Consider the following 14550-nt stretch of genomic DNA (forward strand, 5'->3'; position numbering starts at 1 on the left):
ATCAGAGCCCGTATCCGAGGCGGATGCCCACCGTTCGCGGCCGCAGCGTGCCGACCCGGCTTGCCATGAAGGCTTCGGGATGGATGTAGACGGCCGAGTGGTTGTCGAACAGATTCTCGACATAAAGCTGGGCCGACCAAGCCTGCCGCTTCACGCCCAGGCTCATATTGACGTTCACATATTCGTCGGTCTGGCCGAAGGTCGCCAGCGGCAGGTTGGGGTTGCCCGGCGTGTTCGGGAAGGTGTTGTTGTACGATCCCACATATTGCACGTTCACGGCCAGGTTCGCCTTCATATCATCGGCAAGGTCGAAGCCGTAATTGCCATAGATCGCCCCCTGAAGTCGCGGCGCGGACAGGCGGTGACCCAGCACCGCGCCGGAAATGGCGGCTTCCTCGGGCGTCAGCTTGGTGATCTTCGAATCGTTATAGGCGGCGTTCAGGCCCAGATAGACGTCCTTGGCCGGGATGATGCCCATCTCCACCTCGAAGCCCTTGCTGCGGGCCGCGCCGACGTTCGTCGCGAACTGAACCGAATCCGAAACGCGGTTCGCCTGCGCCTGGATGTTGCTCCAGTCGATCAGGTAGAAGGCCGCGTTGATGGTGATGCGGCCGTCCAGCCAGCGGCCCTTGGCGCCAAGCTCATAGCTTTTGAGATCGTCCGAAGTCGCGCCGTAGGGAATGATGATGTCATTGGGGTCCACCAGGCTCGGCCGGCCCGCGAAGGCATTGACGATCGGCGCGCGGAAGCCGGTCGAGAAGGTGGCGTAGGTCGTCAGCGTCTCGACCGGCTTGAAGGTGGCGCTGGCCTTCCAGGAGGGTTTCGATCCCTTGGCCTTGACCCCGGCGACCGCTTCATAGGGCGTGAACGTATCGAAATGCCCCGGAATATTGTAGAGCGCATAGGTGAAATAGTTGTAGCCGGCCGCCGTGGCGAGATAGCCCCCGGCCTCGGTGAAGCCCTGGGCCGAAATGCGACCGTAACGCATTCCCCCGGTCAGCCAGAAGCGATCGGAGAAGCGATAGGTCAGCTCGCCGAAGCCTGCGAGCTCCTCGCTGATCTGGTGCGTATACTGCTTCTGATAATATTGGTCCGGCAGCCCCGTCAGGTTGCGCTCCGCGAGAAATTCGAGCGACGAGCGATACAGATAGTCCACGTCGCGGCGACGGTGGAGGTAGAAGCCGCCGAGGACGAACTGGAACGGGCCGTCGAGGGTCGAGGCGAGGCGCGTTTCCTGGACGAACACCTTGTCATAGGCATTGGCATCGAGGCCGAAGGCGATCGGCGCGCCCGGATAGCTGCCCGCCGGGAACGACCCAGACAGGTCGGCGTAGAAGCGCTGGTCGAAATCCGAATAGGTGCTGGAACTGGTCAGCTTGGCGAAATCGAACTCATAGTCGATCGTCGCGTTGAGGATCGTCTGCTTGCCGGTGAAGCGATCCGGCTGATCGGAATAGCGCTTCTCCCGGCCCAGCGTCGGATCGGTGAGCGACGAATCCTTGGGATCGCTATTCTCGTAGGAACCCAGCAGGCGGATGGAGAGGCGATCGTCCGGCCTCCACAGCACGATCATGCGACCGCCATAATCGACCAGCGTGTTGGAGTTGTGGACGCCCGTCCCGACATTGTCGAGATAGCCTTCCTCGTGCCGGTAGAAGCCGACCGCGCGAACGGCGAGCTTGTCGCTCACCACCGGCACGTTGAGCATCATGTTATAGCGCTGCCGGATGGAATCCGATCCGGTCAGGCCGAGATCGACCAGCGCCGAGGTTTCGAAATCCCCGAGGTCGGGGCTCTTGGTGAGGATCCGCATCGCGCCCGACAATGAGCCCGATCCGAAAAGCGTGCCCTGCGGGCCGCGCAGGAACTCGACGCGCTCCACGTCGAAAAGATTGGGATCGACCACGGTGGTGTTGCCGATCGTCGATACCGGCAGCTCGTCGATATAGACCGCGACCGAGCTTTGCAGGTTAGCGTTATAGCCGTTGGTAGCGATGCCGCGCGCGGTGAAATTGTTGAAATTCTGGGTCGGGCGGTTGAGGATGACGCCGGGCGTCTCGCGGGCGATGCCTTCGAAGCCGACGATCCCCTTTTCCGTCAGCTGGCGCTGCTGGAAGGCGGTGACGCTGACCGGAACGTCCTGGAGGCGCTCTTCGCGGCGGGTTGCGGTGACGACGATATCCTCGGCCCGGATAGTCTGATCGCCGTTGTCATGCGCCGATCCCGACGCGGCATGCTCCGCCTCGGGCAAGGCATCCTGCGCCCATGCCGGAGACGCAAGCAGCGCGACGGCGACCGCGGAAACCGACACTAAGCTTCTGGTGTACATGCTTTTCCCCTCCCCTTGATGCCGTCGCTTGCCGGACGGCTTTCGATGGGAGGCACTATGCGTTGCGACCGTCAGCCTGTCAATATTCACTCTCTCGCGTGTGAATATTGACAGGCTGACGGTGGGAATCCCTATCCACACACCGGCCAATAGGTGCAGGAGCCCGCGTTCGGCGTGCGAGGCAGGAAGCTAACCGAAGGAGACGCAAGGCCATCCGGGCAAGCGAGGAACCCAACACGGTTCCGGCAACGCGATTCTGAAAGGTTGACGCGGAAACACACCGCGTAAGGGCCTGCCGGAAGATCAGCGGCCCTGGGCTTCGGCGTGGTGAGGATGGCGCTCGGACCGGAAATGAAACCGCTTATGGGCGAGGCCAGGGCATACGGCCCGCCACCGATCATTTTCGAGCCTATCACCCTGAAATAAAGCGATGATCAACCTGGCTGGGGCGGCAGGATTCGAACCTGCGAATGCCGGTACCAAAAACCGGTGCCTTACCACTTGGCGACGCCCCAGCATCACAAGCGGGCGCCCTTATAGCGGGCGATCGCGGTCTGGGAAGGGGGGTTCGATCAGGGGGTGAGCGATGCCTTGAAGGCGGCCAGCTTTTCGGCCAGCGCCTCCGCTCCGGCGCGGTCGCGGGCGAAGTGGAGGGGGAAGAGCTCGATCTCGGTGACGCCGGCTTCCACCATCGCGCGGGCGTTATCGAGCGTGCGGTCCATGTCGGGACGGCCATTGTCGCCCTTCGCCGCGCGCGGCACGGCGCGGACCATCAGGCTGGCGGGATCGCGGCCGCGTTCCGCGAAGGCATCGCGCAGCCGGGCAATGCCTTCGGCGATCGAGGGCACGTCCGCCTGGATCGGCAGCCAGCCATCGGCATGGTCGGCGATGCGCGCGACGTTGCGTTCGCTGGGCGCGATGCCGAGCATGATCGGAATGCGCTGCTGCACCGGGAAGGGCCGGCTGTGGATGCGATCGAAGCTGACCGTCCTGCCATGATAGGCGGCCGGCGCATCGCGCCACAGCGCGCGGGCCACCTCGATCTGCTCGATCATCAACCCGAAGCGCCCCTCCCACGGCACGCCGCTCGCCTCATATTCCTCCTTCTGCCAGCCGACGCCGAGGCCGATCGAGACGCGCCCGCCCGACAGCACGTCCAGCGTGGCGAGCTGCTTGGCCAGCAGCACAGCCGGGCGCAGCGGCGAGATGAGGATCGCCGTCTGCAGCCGCACCCTCTTGGTCGCCTGGGCGATGGCGGAAAGCAGCGCGATCGGTTCCCACCACGGCCAGTCGAGCGGCATGGGAAAGGGGCCGTAGGGATAATTTTCCAGCGCCTCGCCCATCACGACATGATCGGTCAGCGTCACCCCGTCGATGCCCATCTCCTCCGCCACCGCCAGCCAATCGATCGCGGCGCGGATATCGCCGCCGAACAGGGTTTCGAGGCCGATCAGACCCAGGCTGACGCGGATGTCGCGCTTCATATATTTGCCTTCGCGATGTGGCGCGCCGCGCGGCGGCCGGAAAAGACGCAATCCGCATAGGACAGGCCGGAGACATAGGTCTGCGAGGCGATGCCCACCGCCGTGCGGCCGGCGGCGTAGAGGCCGGGGATCGGCCTGCCCTCGCCATCCAGCACCTGCCCCGTATTCTCCTCCACGCGCAGGCCGCCGAAGGTGATGACGGGCAGCGGCAGGAAGCGGCTCGCGATCGAGATGTCCATCGCGTAGAACGGCCCGGTGGCGATCGGCTGCATGTCCTCCGGCTCCTTCTCGAAGGGGTCCGGCTCCTGGCCCGCCGCCGCGCGGTTGTAGCGCGCGACCGTCGCCGCCAGCGCATCGCGATCCACGCCGATGCGATCGGCCAGCGCCGCCAGCGTCGGCGCCTTCTTGTAGTTGAACAGCAGGTTGAGCAGCGTCACATCGCGCTGGAAGGGCACCAGCACCGGATCGAAGGCCTGGCGGAAGGCCTGCTTGCGCGCGGCGGCATCATAGATCAGCCAGCCGGTGCCGCCATGATGATCGACGATATGCTCGCCCATCGTCGCGCCATAGACGGTCTCGTCGACGAAGCGTTCGCCCTTGGCATTGACGACGATCGCGTCGGACCAGGCCTTGGGCGGGTTGATGAAGCGCCAGGCGGAAACCTTGCCCATCAGCGCGGTCGATCCGCCGGCCGTCATCCCCATGACGATGCCCGATCCCTGATCGCCCAGCGTGCCGTTGGGCATGCCCGCCGCATAGGCCGGGGCATAACGCTGCACCATCTTCGGGTTCATGATGAAGCCGCCGGTGGAAAGCAGCACGCCTTCCCTCGCCCGAATCCAGCGGGTTTCGCGGCCGTGCGCCTCGATGCGCATCGCCTTCTTCAGATAATGGTTGCCGATGCCGATGGTGATCGCGGCAAAGGGTATGGACGGCGGCAGCATCGCCAGGAAATGGTTGGCCCGGCGGATATATTTGGTGAAGGCGGCCGCATCCTTCGATCCCGGCGGGATCGAGAGCACCTTGAGGCCAACGACCCGGCCCGAGGCATCGATGGCGAGCTGCCGCGCCTCGGTGAGCGGGCGGAACTTCAGTCCCAGCCGGAGCGCGGAATCGCGCAGGGGATTGTAGATGCCGATGCCGACGCCCCATGCCTTCTTGCCGTTGGCGATATGGGCGCGGTGGCCGCGCGCCGCGGGCTTCGCCACCTTGCGGTAGCGGGCGACCAGCGAATTATCGGGGTGGTAGAGGAAGCGATCGAGCGGCGGATAGCTCGCCTTCTTCTTCCACACCGCGCTGTTGAGCTTGCCGCCATGGTGGAGCAGCCAGTCGACCGTGGAAACGCTTTCGTCGACGAACTTGCGCAGCGTGGAATCGGCGACGACCTCGCCCGCCTCCATCTTGAGATATTTGTACATCTCCTCGGGGCTGTCGTCCTCGCCGGCTTCCTTCTGGATCACCGTGCCGCCGCCCGCATAGAAGATGCCGCCATTGGCGGCGGTAGACCCGCCGCCTTCATAGCGATCGACGGCGATGACGGAGACGCCGCGTTCCAGCGCCTCCACCGCGGCGGCGACGCCGGCCCCGCCGAGGCCGGCGATCACCAGATCGGCCTCCTCATCCCATGCGTGGGAGGAGACGTCGTCGAGGATCAACGGATCCTCGACATCCAGGCCGACTTCCTGCGCCTTCGCCGCGACCGCCATTCCGATCAGACCCCGAAGCCGCCCGAAACCGAGATCGTCTGCCCGGTGACGTAACGGGCGCGGTTCGATGCGAAGAACACCGCCGCCTGGCCGATATCCTCCGGCTGGCCCCAGCGCTTCAGCGCCAACAGCTTGTGGGTCTCCTTCACCCAGGCTTCGTCGAACACCCCCTGCTTGGTCAGTTCGTGGAACATGCCTGCGTCGATCACGCCGACCAGCACCGAATTGGCGCGGATCTCATATTTGCCTTCTTCCTTGGCGATGCCCTTGATCAGCGCTTCGTTGGCCGCCTTGGGCGCCACCGAAAGCCCGTCCATCGCCGGCCACCAATCATGCCCGGCCGAACCAAGATGGACGAAGGAACCGCCACCATTCGCGCGGAAATGCTCGATCAGCACCTGCGATGCGGTGAAGAAGCCGAACACCTCGACCTCGATGGCGTTGCGATAATGATCCTGGGTCCATTCGGCGATGTGGATCTGCGGCACCAGCGGCCCGGCACCCCACACCATCGAATGGACGCGGCCATGTTCCTTGGCGGCGGCGGCCACGGCGGCCTCGACCTGCGCCTTGTCCCGCACGTCGACCTGGTGGATCGACGCCTTCACGCCATGCGCGCGGATCGCCTCCGCCGTCTTTTCCGCCACGTCCTTCTTGGACCGGTAGCAGATGGCGACGTCCGTGCCCGACTTCGCGAATTCCACGGCGACGCCCTGGCCGATGCCGCCGCTGCCGAATTCCACGGCGACGCCCTGGCCGATGCCGCCGCTGCCGCCGAACACCATCACCGCGCCTTCGGGAAAATCCTTGCTCATCCTTGTTTCTCCTGCGTTCGTTTCAATTCGCCCGGGCGATCACGCGCTCGGCATAGCGGCTGATCGCATCCTTCTTGACCTGCAGCTCGCGGAAGTCGGCGCCGTCGTCGGTGAAGCGTTCGACATCCCACGGCGTCGGCAGCCAGGGCATGGCCGAAAGATGGCCGCCCACCGCATCCAGCGCCGCCACCGCGTCCGGGGTCAGCGGCTCGGCCAGCGACAGGATCGGCGTGAAGCCTTCGCGCGGCAGGCCCTGCTCGGCGCGAAGCGCGAGCATCCGTTCGACGATGGCGACATTGTCCGCCAGCGTCATCGGCAGGCCGAGCCAGCCGTCGTTGCGCGCGGCGCGGCGCAATGCGGGCGGCGAGGAACCGCCGCACAGCACGGGGATGGGCGATGCCGGCGCGGGCCGCATCAGCACGTCGCTGAACTGGAAGATATCCCCCGCGTGGCTCACGCTTTCGCCGGTCCACAACTTGCGCATCACCGCGATCAGCTCGTCCAGCCGCTTGCCGCGCGTCTCGAACGGCACGCCGACCGCATCATATTCCTCCTTCAGCCAGCCGGCCGATACGCCGCACAGCACGCGGCCGGGCGCGAAGGCATCCACGGCCGATATGGCGCGCGCGGCGGTGAAGGGATCGCGCAACGCCGCGAGATAGATGTTGGTGGCGAGCTTGATCCGCGATGTGGCCCCGCCGATCACGCCCAGCGTGACCCAGGGATCGGGCCAGGGCGTCTCGATCGGCCAGAACCATTCGCCATTTTCCGAATAGGGATATTTGGTCGCGAATTTCGTCGGCATGACGAGATGGTCCGCAACCGTGACGCCGTGGAAGCCGCAGGCCTCCGCATGCTGGGCGAGCGGCACGAGTTGGTCCACCTCGGCCACGCCCATCAGCACCAGCCAGAACTTCATGGCCGCACCCCGCCCGCATCGCGGGATCGCGTCAGCGGCCTTCTGATCTTTTCCATGCGCCTCTCCCCCGGCATGCGCCTTTGCGCACTTCCGACATCCGAACGATGCGGCTTTTGTCGTCGAGGGTCTAGAGGAGAGGCGGCTTGCGAAAAAGAAGGGACGCCAGTTTGCGGAAAGCGATGGCCCGATCCGTCAATTCGGGCATCCCCGCCAAGCCCCGCGGGATCAGCCGGTGATGCCGTTGCCGGGCTTCACCGCCTTCAGCTCCGTCCAGTCGATCAGCAGCGTGCGCGCCGCGATCTTCCAGCGGCCGTCCTCGCGGCGGAACGCATCCTGATAGCGGATCGCCCACATGTCGTTGGTGGCCGTGCCGTCGGCATTGACGGTGATGTGGTTGGCGTAGCTCTTGGTCTCGCCGGATGCGCTGTCGCCCACGACCGTCACGGCCTGGGACGTGACCTGATGCAGCGTGCGCGCGAACATCTGGCCCAGCATCGCGGGAATGGTGCGGATGCTCGCCAGCCCTTCCATCCGGTTGAACGGGGTGACGATCACCGCATCCTCGGTGAACAGGCCGGCGAAGCCCGCCTCGTCACCGGCATCGCCGAAGATGGTGTAGTTTTCGACGAGCGCGCGGATCGCGGCGCGATCCTGTTCCTGCGTATCGGTCATGGCGGGCATCCCTTTTCGTTTCCCGCCATCTTCCGGCCGATGCCCGCCAAGGCAAGCGCCCCGGGCCGCATATGGCCCGATCGCCGCCGAATGAATGGCCCTAATCAGATAGAGTGATAGGCGCGATACCAATCGACGAAGCGCGGCACGCCGACATCGATCGGCGTGGTCGGCGCATAGCCGAGATCGTCGCGGATGGCCGAGATGTCCGCGTAGGTTTCCTTGACGTCGCCCGGCTGCATCGGCTGGTAATCGCGGATCGCGGGGCGGCCGCATGCCGCCTCGATCACGTCGATCAGGCGGCCCAATTCCTCCGAGCGGTGATTGCCGATATTGTAGAGGCGGTGCGGCGCGCGGCTGCCCCCGGCCTTGGCCTGGCCATCGTCGGGCGGCGGATTGTCCAGCGAAGCGACCACCCCGGTCACGATATCGTCGATATAGGTGAAGTCACGCCGCATATCGCCGCCGTTGAACACGCGGATCGGATCGCCCGCCAGAATGGCGCGGGTGAACAGCCACACCGCCATGTCCGGCCGCCCCCACGGCCCGTAAACGGTGAAGAAGCGCAGGCCGGTGAGCGGGATGCGATAGAGATGGGCGTAGGTCTCGCTCATCAGCTCGTCCGCCTTCTTGGTCGCGGCATAGAGCGAGACGGGGTGGTCCACCCGGTCCTCGACCCGGAAGGGCAGGCTTTCGTTCGCGCCATAGACCGAGGAGGAGGAGGCATAGACCATCGGCACGCCGGGCCGCTCGCGCGCCACCTCCAGCATGTTGAGGTGGCCGACCAGATTGGACTGGGCATAAGCGCGCGGATTTTCGATCGAATAGCGCACGCCCGCCTGCGCGCCGAGATGGACGATGCCCGATATCGCCGCCCCCGCCAGCGCGCGCGCCAGCGCCTCATGATCGGCGAAGTCGATCTGGGCGAAACGGAAGGCATCGCCGAAGCGGGTTTCGAGATCGGCGATCCGAGCGCGCTTCAGCGCTACCGGATAATAATCGTTGAGATTGTCGATGCCGATCACGCGATCGCCGCGCGCCAGCAGCCGGGCCGCCACCTGCTGGCCGATGAAGCCCGCCGCACCCGTGATCAATATCGTCATCGCCGCTCCGTCCCAAAGCTTCGCCCCTTCTAGGGACGGGACGGGCGCGGGCGCAACCAGCCGGTTGGACAGGCGGGATATTCGCGATACTGTGCCCGCGCCGTAACGATCCGGCCGATGGCCTCGGCCATAGACTTCGGGAGGACGAAATCCATGAAGTTCACCGTCTACAAGGACAAGGCCGGCGAATATCGCTGGCGGCTCGTGCATGCCAACGGCAACATCCTGGCGACCGCGAGCGAGGGCTATTCCGCCAAGGCCTCCGCGCTCAAATGCATCGAGAATGTGAAGAATTCGGCCAGCGCCGAAGTGGTCGAGGAATCCTGATCCTCAGCCGAACCGGGCGGGGGAATAACGCTCCGCATCGATAGCGTGCACGGCATCGGGAACGGCGCCGCCGGTGAGCAGCGCCGCACCCAGCCATGCCGCCGCCGGTGCCGTCTGAATGCCGAACCCGCCCTGCCCTGCGAACCAGAAGAAACCGGGCGCGCGATCATCGAAGCCGTAGACCGGCGCGCGATCGGGCGCGAAGCTGCGCAGGCCCGCCCAGGCATGCTCCCGCGCCAGCACGCGGCCGATGCCCAACCGCTCGAAGCGATCGATCGCCACCGCGACGTCGATCTCCTCCGGCGCGGCGTCGCAGGGCGCGCTCGGCACCTCGTCATGCGGCGAGAGCCATAGCCGCCCGCCCGCTTCCGGCTTGAAATAGAATCGGCCGAGCGCGTCGATCACCAGCGGCAGATCGGCGGAGGCCGGCGGATCGATCGCGATCTGCACCATGGTGCGCCGGAAGGGTGTGATCGCGATTCGCCGGGCGCCGGCCATCGCCGCCACGTCCGTCGCCCAGGCGCCCGCCGCATTGATGACGATATCGGCCAGCACGGGCCCGGCGCGGGTTTCGATCCGCCAGCCGCCCTGCTCCCGGTCCATCGCCTGGACGGCGGCATCGGCCAGCAAGATTGTGCCCGCGCGGCGCGCCCGCGCCAGATAATCGGCATGCAGCGCCGCCACGTCGATATCGGCGCAGGTCGGTTCGGCAAGCCCCGCGTCCCAGCCGGGCGCGAGGCCGGGCAGGACGGCCGCGAGCCCAGCGCGATCCACCGGGTCCAGCGCGACGCCGGTGCCCGCGAACGCCGCCGCCATGCGCGCAAGCTCGGCCGCGCCCTCCCCGTCGGCGATATGCAGCGCGCCGCGATCCCGGAGAAAACCGCCGTTCCAGAGGTAGGCGCCCGATGCCGTGGTCAGCGGCTGCACCGCCGGCCCGCCATAGGTTTCCGACCAGAAGGCGGCCGACCGGCCGGTCGCATGATAGCCGGGGCGGCTTTCCGCCTCGATCAGCACCACCCGTCTTCCCCCGCCGCCGACTTCGGCGGCGAGCGACGCGCCCGCCATGCCCGCGCCGACGATTGCGATATCGGCCCGGATCATCGCGCATGCTCCGCGAGGAAAGCGTCGATCATCCCCAACGCGGCCCGGCGGATATCGTCCCGCTCGCGCAGCAGCTCATGCGCGGCCGCCGGGAACCAGCGCAGCTCGGCATCCGGCATGCGGGCGGCGGCCCTGGCGATCGCGCGCGCATCGACCAGCCGGTCCGTGGGCGTCCCCAGGATCAGCGTCGGCGTCGCCACGCCTTCCAGCATGCCGGGCGCGGCCAGCGCCGCCATCGATTCGGCCCCGGCGCGCAGCCACCCCCAGCTCGGCGCGCCCAGCGCAAGCTCGGGATGCCGATCCCGCCACCAGAGTTCGTCCGCATATTGCGCAAGATCATGGGTAAGGTTGCGCTGCCGGTGGGAGGGGCCGTCGCCGTCACCCAGCCTTTCCGTCCATGCCGCACGCCCGGCAAGGCCCAGCCGGCAGGCCGCGCCCGCGATCCAGCGGACGGCCCAGGCCGGCAGCGGCCCGGCGGCATAGCCCAGCATCGGCGCCAGCAGCACGGCGGCATCGACCTGCGGATGCCGTTCCGCCAGCAGCCTGAGGAGGAGATGCCCGCCCATCGAATGGCCGACCAGCACATGCGGGCCGGGCGTGCCGGCAAGCCATGCCGCCACGAATCCGTCCAGATCGTCCACCCAGCGATCGAAGCTTTCGGCATGGCCGACGGCCGGATCGGCAAGGAATCGCCCCGATCCGCCCTGGCCGCGCCAGTCGAAGCCGGTGACGGCCCAGCCGCGATCGTGCCAGTGGCCGATCGCCTGCAGATATTTCTCGATGAAGTCGCCCCGGCCGGACTGGAACAGCAGGCTGCCGCGCGCGGCCCCGCCGGCGGGCGCCGGCCAGTCGAAGCGGCGCAGCGCCCAGCCGTCCGATGCCCGCCAGGAATCGATCCTCATCCCCACGGGCAGGCTCCGCCGGCCGCCGCTGTCGATATTCCGGGGCGCATCCATCGGCGCTGGTTACGGTTTGGCAAGGGTCCGCGTCTAGCCTCTTGGCCATGGGGGTAACGGGAATCATCATCCTTGGCGCGCTGGCCGCAGGGCTGCTCTACGCCGCGTGGGGCGACATCGCCGCGCGCACCATCCCCAATTGGCTGAATGCCGCGATCGCCATCGGCGCGCCGGCCTGGTGGCTGGCCCAGGGCCTGCCGCTCTGGCCGGGCATGGCAATCCAGCTGGGGCTCGCCCTGCTGGTCTTCATCGTCTTCGCGGGCTGCTTCGCGCTCAACATGATGGGCGGGGGCGACGTGAAGCTGCTGGGGGCGCTGGCGCTGTGGCTGCCGCCGCTGCCGCTGGTGCGCATGCTGGTGGCGATGGCGCTGATCGGCGGGGTGCTGACGATCGCGATGGTCGTCCTCCACCGCGCCCGCCGCGCGGAAGGCCAGCCGGAAATCCCCTATGGCGTCGCGATCTCCCTCGCGGCGCTGTGGGTGATGGCCAACGATATCTTAACCACCCCCGTTGCATGACGGGGCACCGTAAAGGGCCGAAGGGATCACGGGCGTCATGGATGTGAAGAAGCTTGCACTGCTGATCGGTGCGCTCCTCCTGGCAGGTGTTTCGGCCTTCGCGGCCAAGACCATGTTCACCGGCGCCGCCGCGCCGCAAGCCGCTGCGGCCATCGCTCCGCAGCCGACCGGCCCGGAAGTGCTGGTCGCCACCCGCGCGCTGCCGGTGGGCACGATCATCGAACCGGACAGCTTCCGCTACCAGCCCTGGCCGAAGGACCTGGTGGAGAAAGCCTATTTCATCAAGGGGCAGAGCGATCTCGCCTCGCTGACCGGAACGGTGGTGCGGGTGCCGATCACGGCCGGCGCCCCGATCACCCAGGGATCGCTGGTCAAGCCCGGCGATCGCGGCTTCCTGGCCGCCGCGCTGGGGCCGGGCATGCGCGCCGTGACCGTCTCGGTCTCCGCCTCCTCCGGCGTCGCCGGCTTCGTCTTCCCCGGCGACCGCGTCGATCTGGTGCTGACCCAGGACGTGACGGGCGGGGGCGACGGGCCGCCGCTCAAGGCCTCCGAAACGATCATCCGCGATCTGCGGGTGCTGGCGACCGACCAGCGCACCGACAATCAGGTTGGCGATGACGGCAAGACGGTGGTCGTCACTTTCTCCACCGTCACGCTCGAGGCGACGCCCAAGATCGCCGAGAAGATCGCCGTCGCGCAGACGATCGGCCAGCTCTCGCTGTCGCTCCGCTCGATCGCGGACAACACCTCCGAACTGGAGCGCGCCATCGCCGCGGGCGAGGTGAGCGTGCCCGAAAATGCCGATCCGAAGGCGGAAAAGCAGATGCTGCTCGCCATCGCCAACCGGCCGATCGATACCGACACCACCGTCACCGTCGGCGCCGACGTGTCGCGCTTCCAGCGCCGCACCGTGCCCGCCAAGGCCGATTCCGGCCAGCAGTCCGGCGGCCAGCCTTCCGCCGGCGGCAATTATGCGCCGCGCGTCGCGGGGCCGGTCGTGCGCGTCGCACGCGGCAACACCGTCACCGAAGTTCCCGTGGGGGGGAAATAAGATGCTAATTTCGAAGAGCAGCCACCACGCGGTGGGGCTGGCGCTGGCCGCCATGCTGGCCGCAGGGCTGGCGCTGGCCGACGCGACGCCGCTGGCGGCCGCGCCGTCCGCCACCGCGCCCACCGATCGGATCACGCTTTCGGTCGGCACCGGGCAGATGGTGAAGCTCGCCGGTCCGATGACCGACCTGTTCGTCGCCAATGACTCCATCGCCGACGTGCAGGTGCGCTCGCCCACCCAGCTCTACATCTTCGGCAAGGGCGCGGGCGAAACCACGGTCTACGCCACCAACAAGGCGGGCCAGGTGGTCTATTCCACCAATGTCCGCGTCGGCGCGAACTTCTCCAACGTCGGCCAGATGCTGAAGGTGGCGATGCCCGACGCGCAGATCGCCGCCATGCCGATGAACGGGATGGTGCTGCTGACCGGCACCGTCGCCACGCCGGGCGATGTCGAGGAGGCGCAACAGCTCGTCCAGGCCTTCGTCGGCAAGGACACGCAGGTCTTCAGCCGGCTGAAGACGGCCACGCCGATGCAGGTGAACCTGCAGGTCCGCATTGCCGAGGTGAATCGCGAATTCGCGAAGAGCGTGGGCATGAACCTGCTGAGCCGCGACAGCTCCGGCGGGTTCCTGTTCGGCATCGGCCAGGGCAAGCCGGGGACGATCACGACCATCACCAAGCCGGACGATCCCTCCGGGCTTCCAATCGGCAGCACATCTTACACCTTCAATTACAAGGACACGGGCACCACGCTCGGCTTCGCGGGCCACCTGCTGGGCCTGGACCTGCTGGGCACGCTGGATCTTGCGGAAAATGACGGTTTCGTCACCACGCTCGCCAATCCCAACCTGACGGCGCTTTCGGGCGAGACGGCCAGCTTCCTGGCGGGCGGCGAGGTGCCGATCCCGATCAGCCAGGCGCTGGGCACCGTATCGGTGGAATATAAGCAATATGGCGTGAGCCTGGCCTTCACGCCCACCGTGCTGTCCGACGGGCGCATATCGTTGCGCGTGCGGCCGGAAGTGTCGCAGCTTTCGGCGGCGGGTTCGGTGATGCTCAACAATTTCAGCATTCCGGGCTTCACCACCCGGCGGGCGGAAACCACGGTCGAGCTCGGCTCCGGCCAGGCCTTCATGATCGGCGGCCTGCTGTCCAACACCAGCAACAATTCCATCGACAAGGCGCCCTTCCTGGGTGACCTGCCGATCCTGGGCGCGCTGTTCCGTTCCAACTCGTTCAAACGCAACGAGACCGAGCTGGTAATCATCGTCACCCCCTATCTGGTGCGCCCGACCTCCGCCAGCGAGGCGCGGTTGCCGACCGACGGCCACAAGGCGCCGACCGATGCCGAACGGCTGCTCGGCTCCCAGACCTTCATGGGCAAGAGCGGCGAGCCGCGGCCGGGGCCGGTGCAGACGCCGCCCGTCACCGTGGCGCCCGGCGTCGGCGGCAACCCCGCCGCCCCGGCCGTCTCCGTCCGCCCCGGCGCTTCGGCAACGGGCTCCTCCCGCAAGAGCGCCGCGGCCCCCGCGCCCGGCTTCTCGTTCAATTGAGGCCCGCGATGGAA

General features: G+C 67.0%; 13 protein-coding genes and 1 tRNA gene. 4 read left to right on the plus strand and 10 right to left on the minus strand.

What is annotated here, in order from left to right:
- Nucleotide 1 precedes the first annotated feature (1 nt).
- The 8 genes from G432_RS07480 to G432_RS07515 all read right to left on the minus strand — a co-directional run bounded on the left by G432_RS07480 (nucleotide 2) and on the right by G432_RS07515 (nucleotide 9028).
- Nucleotides 2-2311 (minus strand): TonB-dependent receptor, encoded by a 2310-nt coding sequence (locus G432_RS07480; RefSeq protein WP_236626872.1) that lies wholly within the window; start codon nucleotides 2309-2311, stop codon nucleotides 2-4.
- Nucleotides 2312-2769: 458 nt separating this feature from the next.
- Nucleotides 2770-2844, minus strand: a tRNA-Gln gene (locus tag G432_RS07485).
- A gap of 57 nt (nucleotides 2845-2901) precedes the next feature.
- Entirely contained in the window at nucleotides 2902-3813 is a 912-nt protein-coding gene (locus tag G432_RS07490) for a TIGR03619 family F420-dependent LLM class oxidoreductase (protein WP_015458220.1), read from the minus strand.
- Complete coding sequence (locus G432_RS07495) at nucleotides 3810-5519, minus strand: FAD-binding protein (RefSeq protein ID WP_015458221.1); 1710 nt, start codon at nucleotides 5517-5519, stop codon at nucleotides 3810-3812. Before G432_RS07495 ends, G432_RS07490 begins: the two co-directional genes overlap by 4 nt.
- A gap of 5 nt (nucleotides 5520-5524) precedes the next feature.
- Nucleotides 5525-6334, minus strand: coding sequence for an SDR family NAD(P)-dependent oxidoreductase (locus tag G432_RS07500; protein WP_015458222.1), 810 nt, complete (start codon nucleotides 6332-6334; stop codon nucleotides 5525-5527).
- A gap of 22 nt (nucleotides 6335-6356) precedes the next feature.
- Nucleotides 6357-7253: a TIGR03619 family F420-dependent LLM class oxidoreductase gene (locus tag G432_RS07505; protein WP_015458223.1), complete on the minus strand. Its 897-nt coding sequence runs from the start codon at nucleotides 7251-7253 to the stop codon at nucleotides 6357-6359.
- A gap of 225 nt (nucleotides 7254-7478) precedes the next feature.
- On the minus strand, nucleotides 7479-7925 hold the full coding sequence (locus tag G432_RS07510; RefSeq protein ID WP_015458224.1) for a nuclear transport factor 2 family protein: 447 nt from the start codon (nucleotides 7923-7925) through the stop codon (nucleotides 7479-7481).
- A gap of 104 nt (nucleotides 7926-8029) precedes the next feature.
- A complete protein-coding gene (locus tag G432_RS07515) occupies nucleotides 8030-9028 on the minus strand; it encodes an NAD-dependent epimerase/dehydratase family protein (RefSeq protein WP_015458225.1) in 999 nt (332 codons plus the stop codon).
- 153 nt (nucleotides 9029-9181) lie between these two features.
- Between G432_RS07515 and G432_RS22490 the strand changes: the two genes are divergently transcribed.
- On the plus strand, nucleotides 9182-9355 hold the full coding sequence (locus G432_RS22490; RefSeq protein ID WP_015458226.1) for a YegP family protein: 174 nt from the start codon (nucleotides 9182-9184) through the stop codon (nucleotides 9353-9355).
- A gap of 3 nt (nucleotides 9356-9358) precedes the next feature.
- Here G432_RS22490 and G432_RS07520 read toward each other — a convergent pair whose 3' ends face one another.
- Nucleotides 9359-10456 carry an NAD(P)/FAD-dependent oxidoreductase gene (locus tag G432_RS07520; RefSeq protein ID WP_015458227.1) on the minus strand — a complete coding sequence of 366 codons (1098 nt, stop codon included), beginning with the start codon at nucleotides 10454-10456 and terminating at the stop codon, nucleotides 9359-9361.
- The gene (locus G432_RS07525) at nucleotides 10453-11412 is read right to left on the minus strand and encodes an alpha/beta fold hydrolase (RefSeq protein WP_015458228.1); all 960 of its coding nucleotides are present in this window, start codon (nucleotides 11410-11412) and stop codon (nucleotides 10453-10455) included. The genes G432_RS07520 and G432_RS07525 overlap by 4 nt, the downstream gene beginning before the upstream one ends.
- Before the next feature lie 47 nt (nucleotides 11413-11459).
- Between G432_RS07525 and G432_RS07530 the strand changes: the two genes are divergently transcribed.
- From G432_RS07530 to G432_RS07540, 3 genes are read left to right on the plus strand one after another with little or no spacing between them, the layout of a single operon-like run.
- Complete coding sequence (locus tag G432_RS07530; protein ID WP_015458229.1) at nucleotides 11460-11930, plus strand: A24 family peptidase; 471 nt, start codon at nucleotides 11460-11462, stop codon at nucleotides 11928-11930.
- Between the two features lie 37 nt (nucleotides 11931-11967).
- On the plus strand, nucleotides 11968-12981 hold the full coding sequence (cpaB, locus tag G432_RS07535; protein WP_015458230.1) for a Flp pilus assembly protein CpaB: 1014 nt from the start codon (nucleotides 11968-11970) through the stop codon (nucleotides 12979-12981).
- A gap of 1 nt (nucleotide 12982) precedes the next feature.
- Complete coding sequence (locus G432_RS07540; RefSeq protein ID WP_015458231.1) at nucleotides 12983-14536, plus strand: type II and III secretion system protein family protein; 1554 nt, start codon at nucleotides 12983-12985, stop codon at nucleotides 14534-14536.
- Nucleotides 14537-14550: the final 14 nt, after the last annotated feature.

The organism is Sphingomonas sp. MM-1 (genome assembly GCF_000347675.2).
Taxonomy (GTDB): domain Bacteria; phylum Pseudomonadota; class Alphaproteobacteria; order Sphingomonadales; family Sphingomonadaceae; genus Sphingomonas_E; species Sphingomonas_E fennica.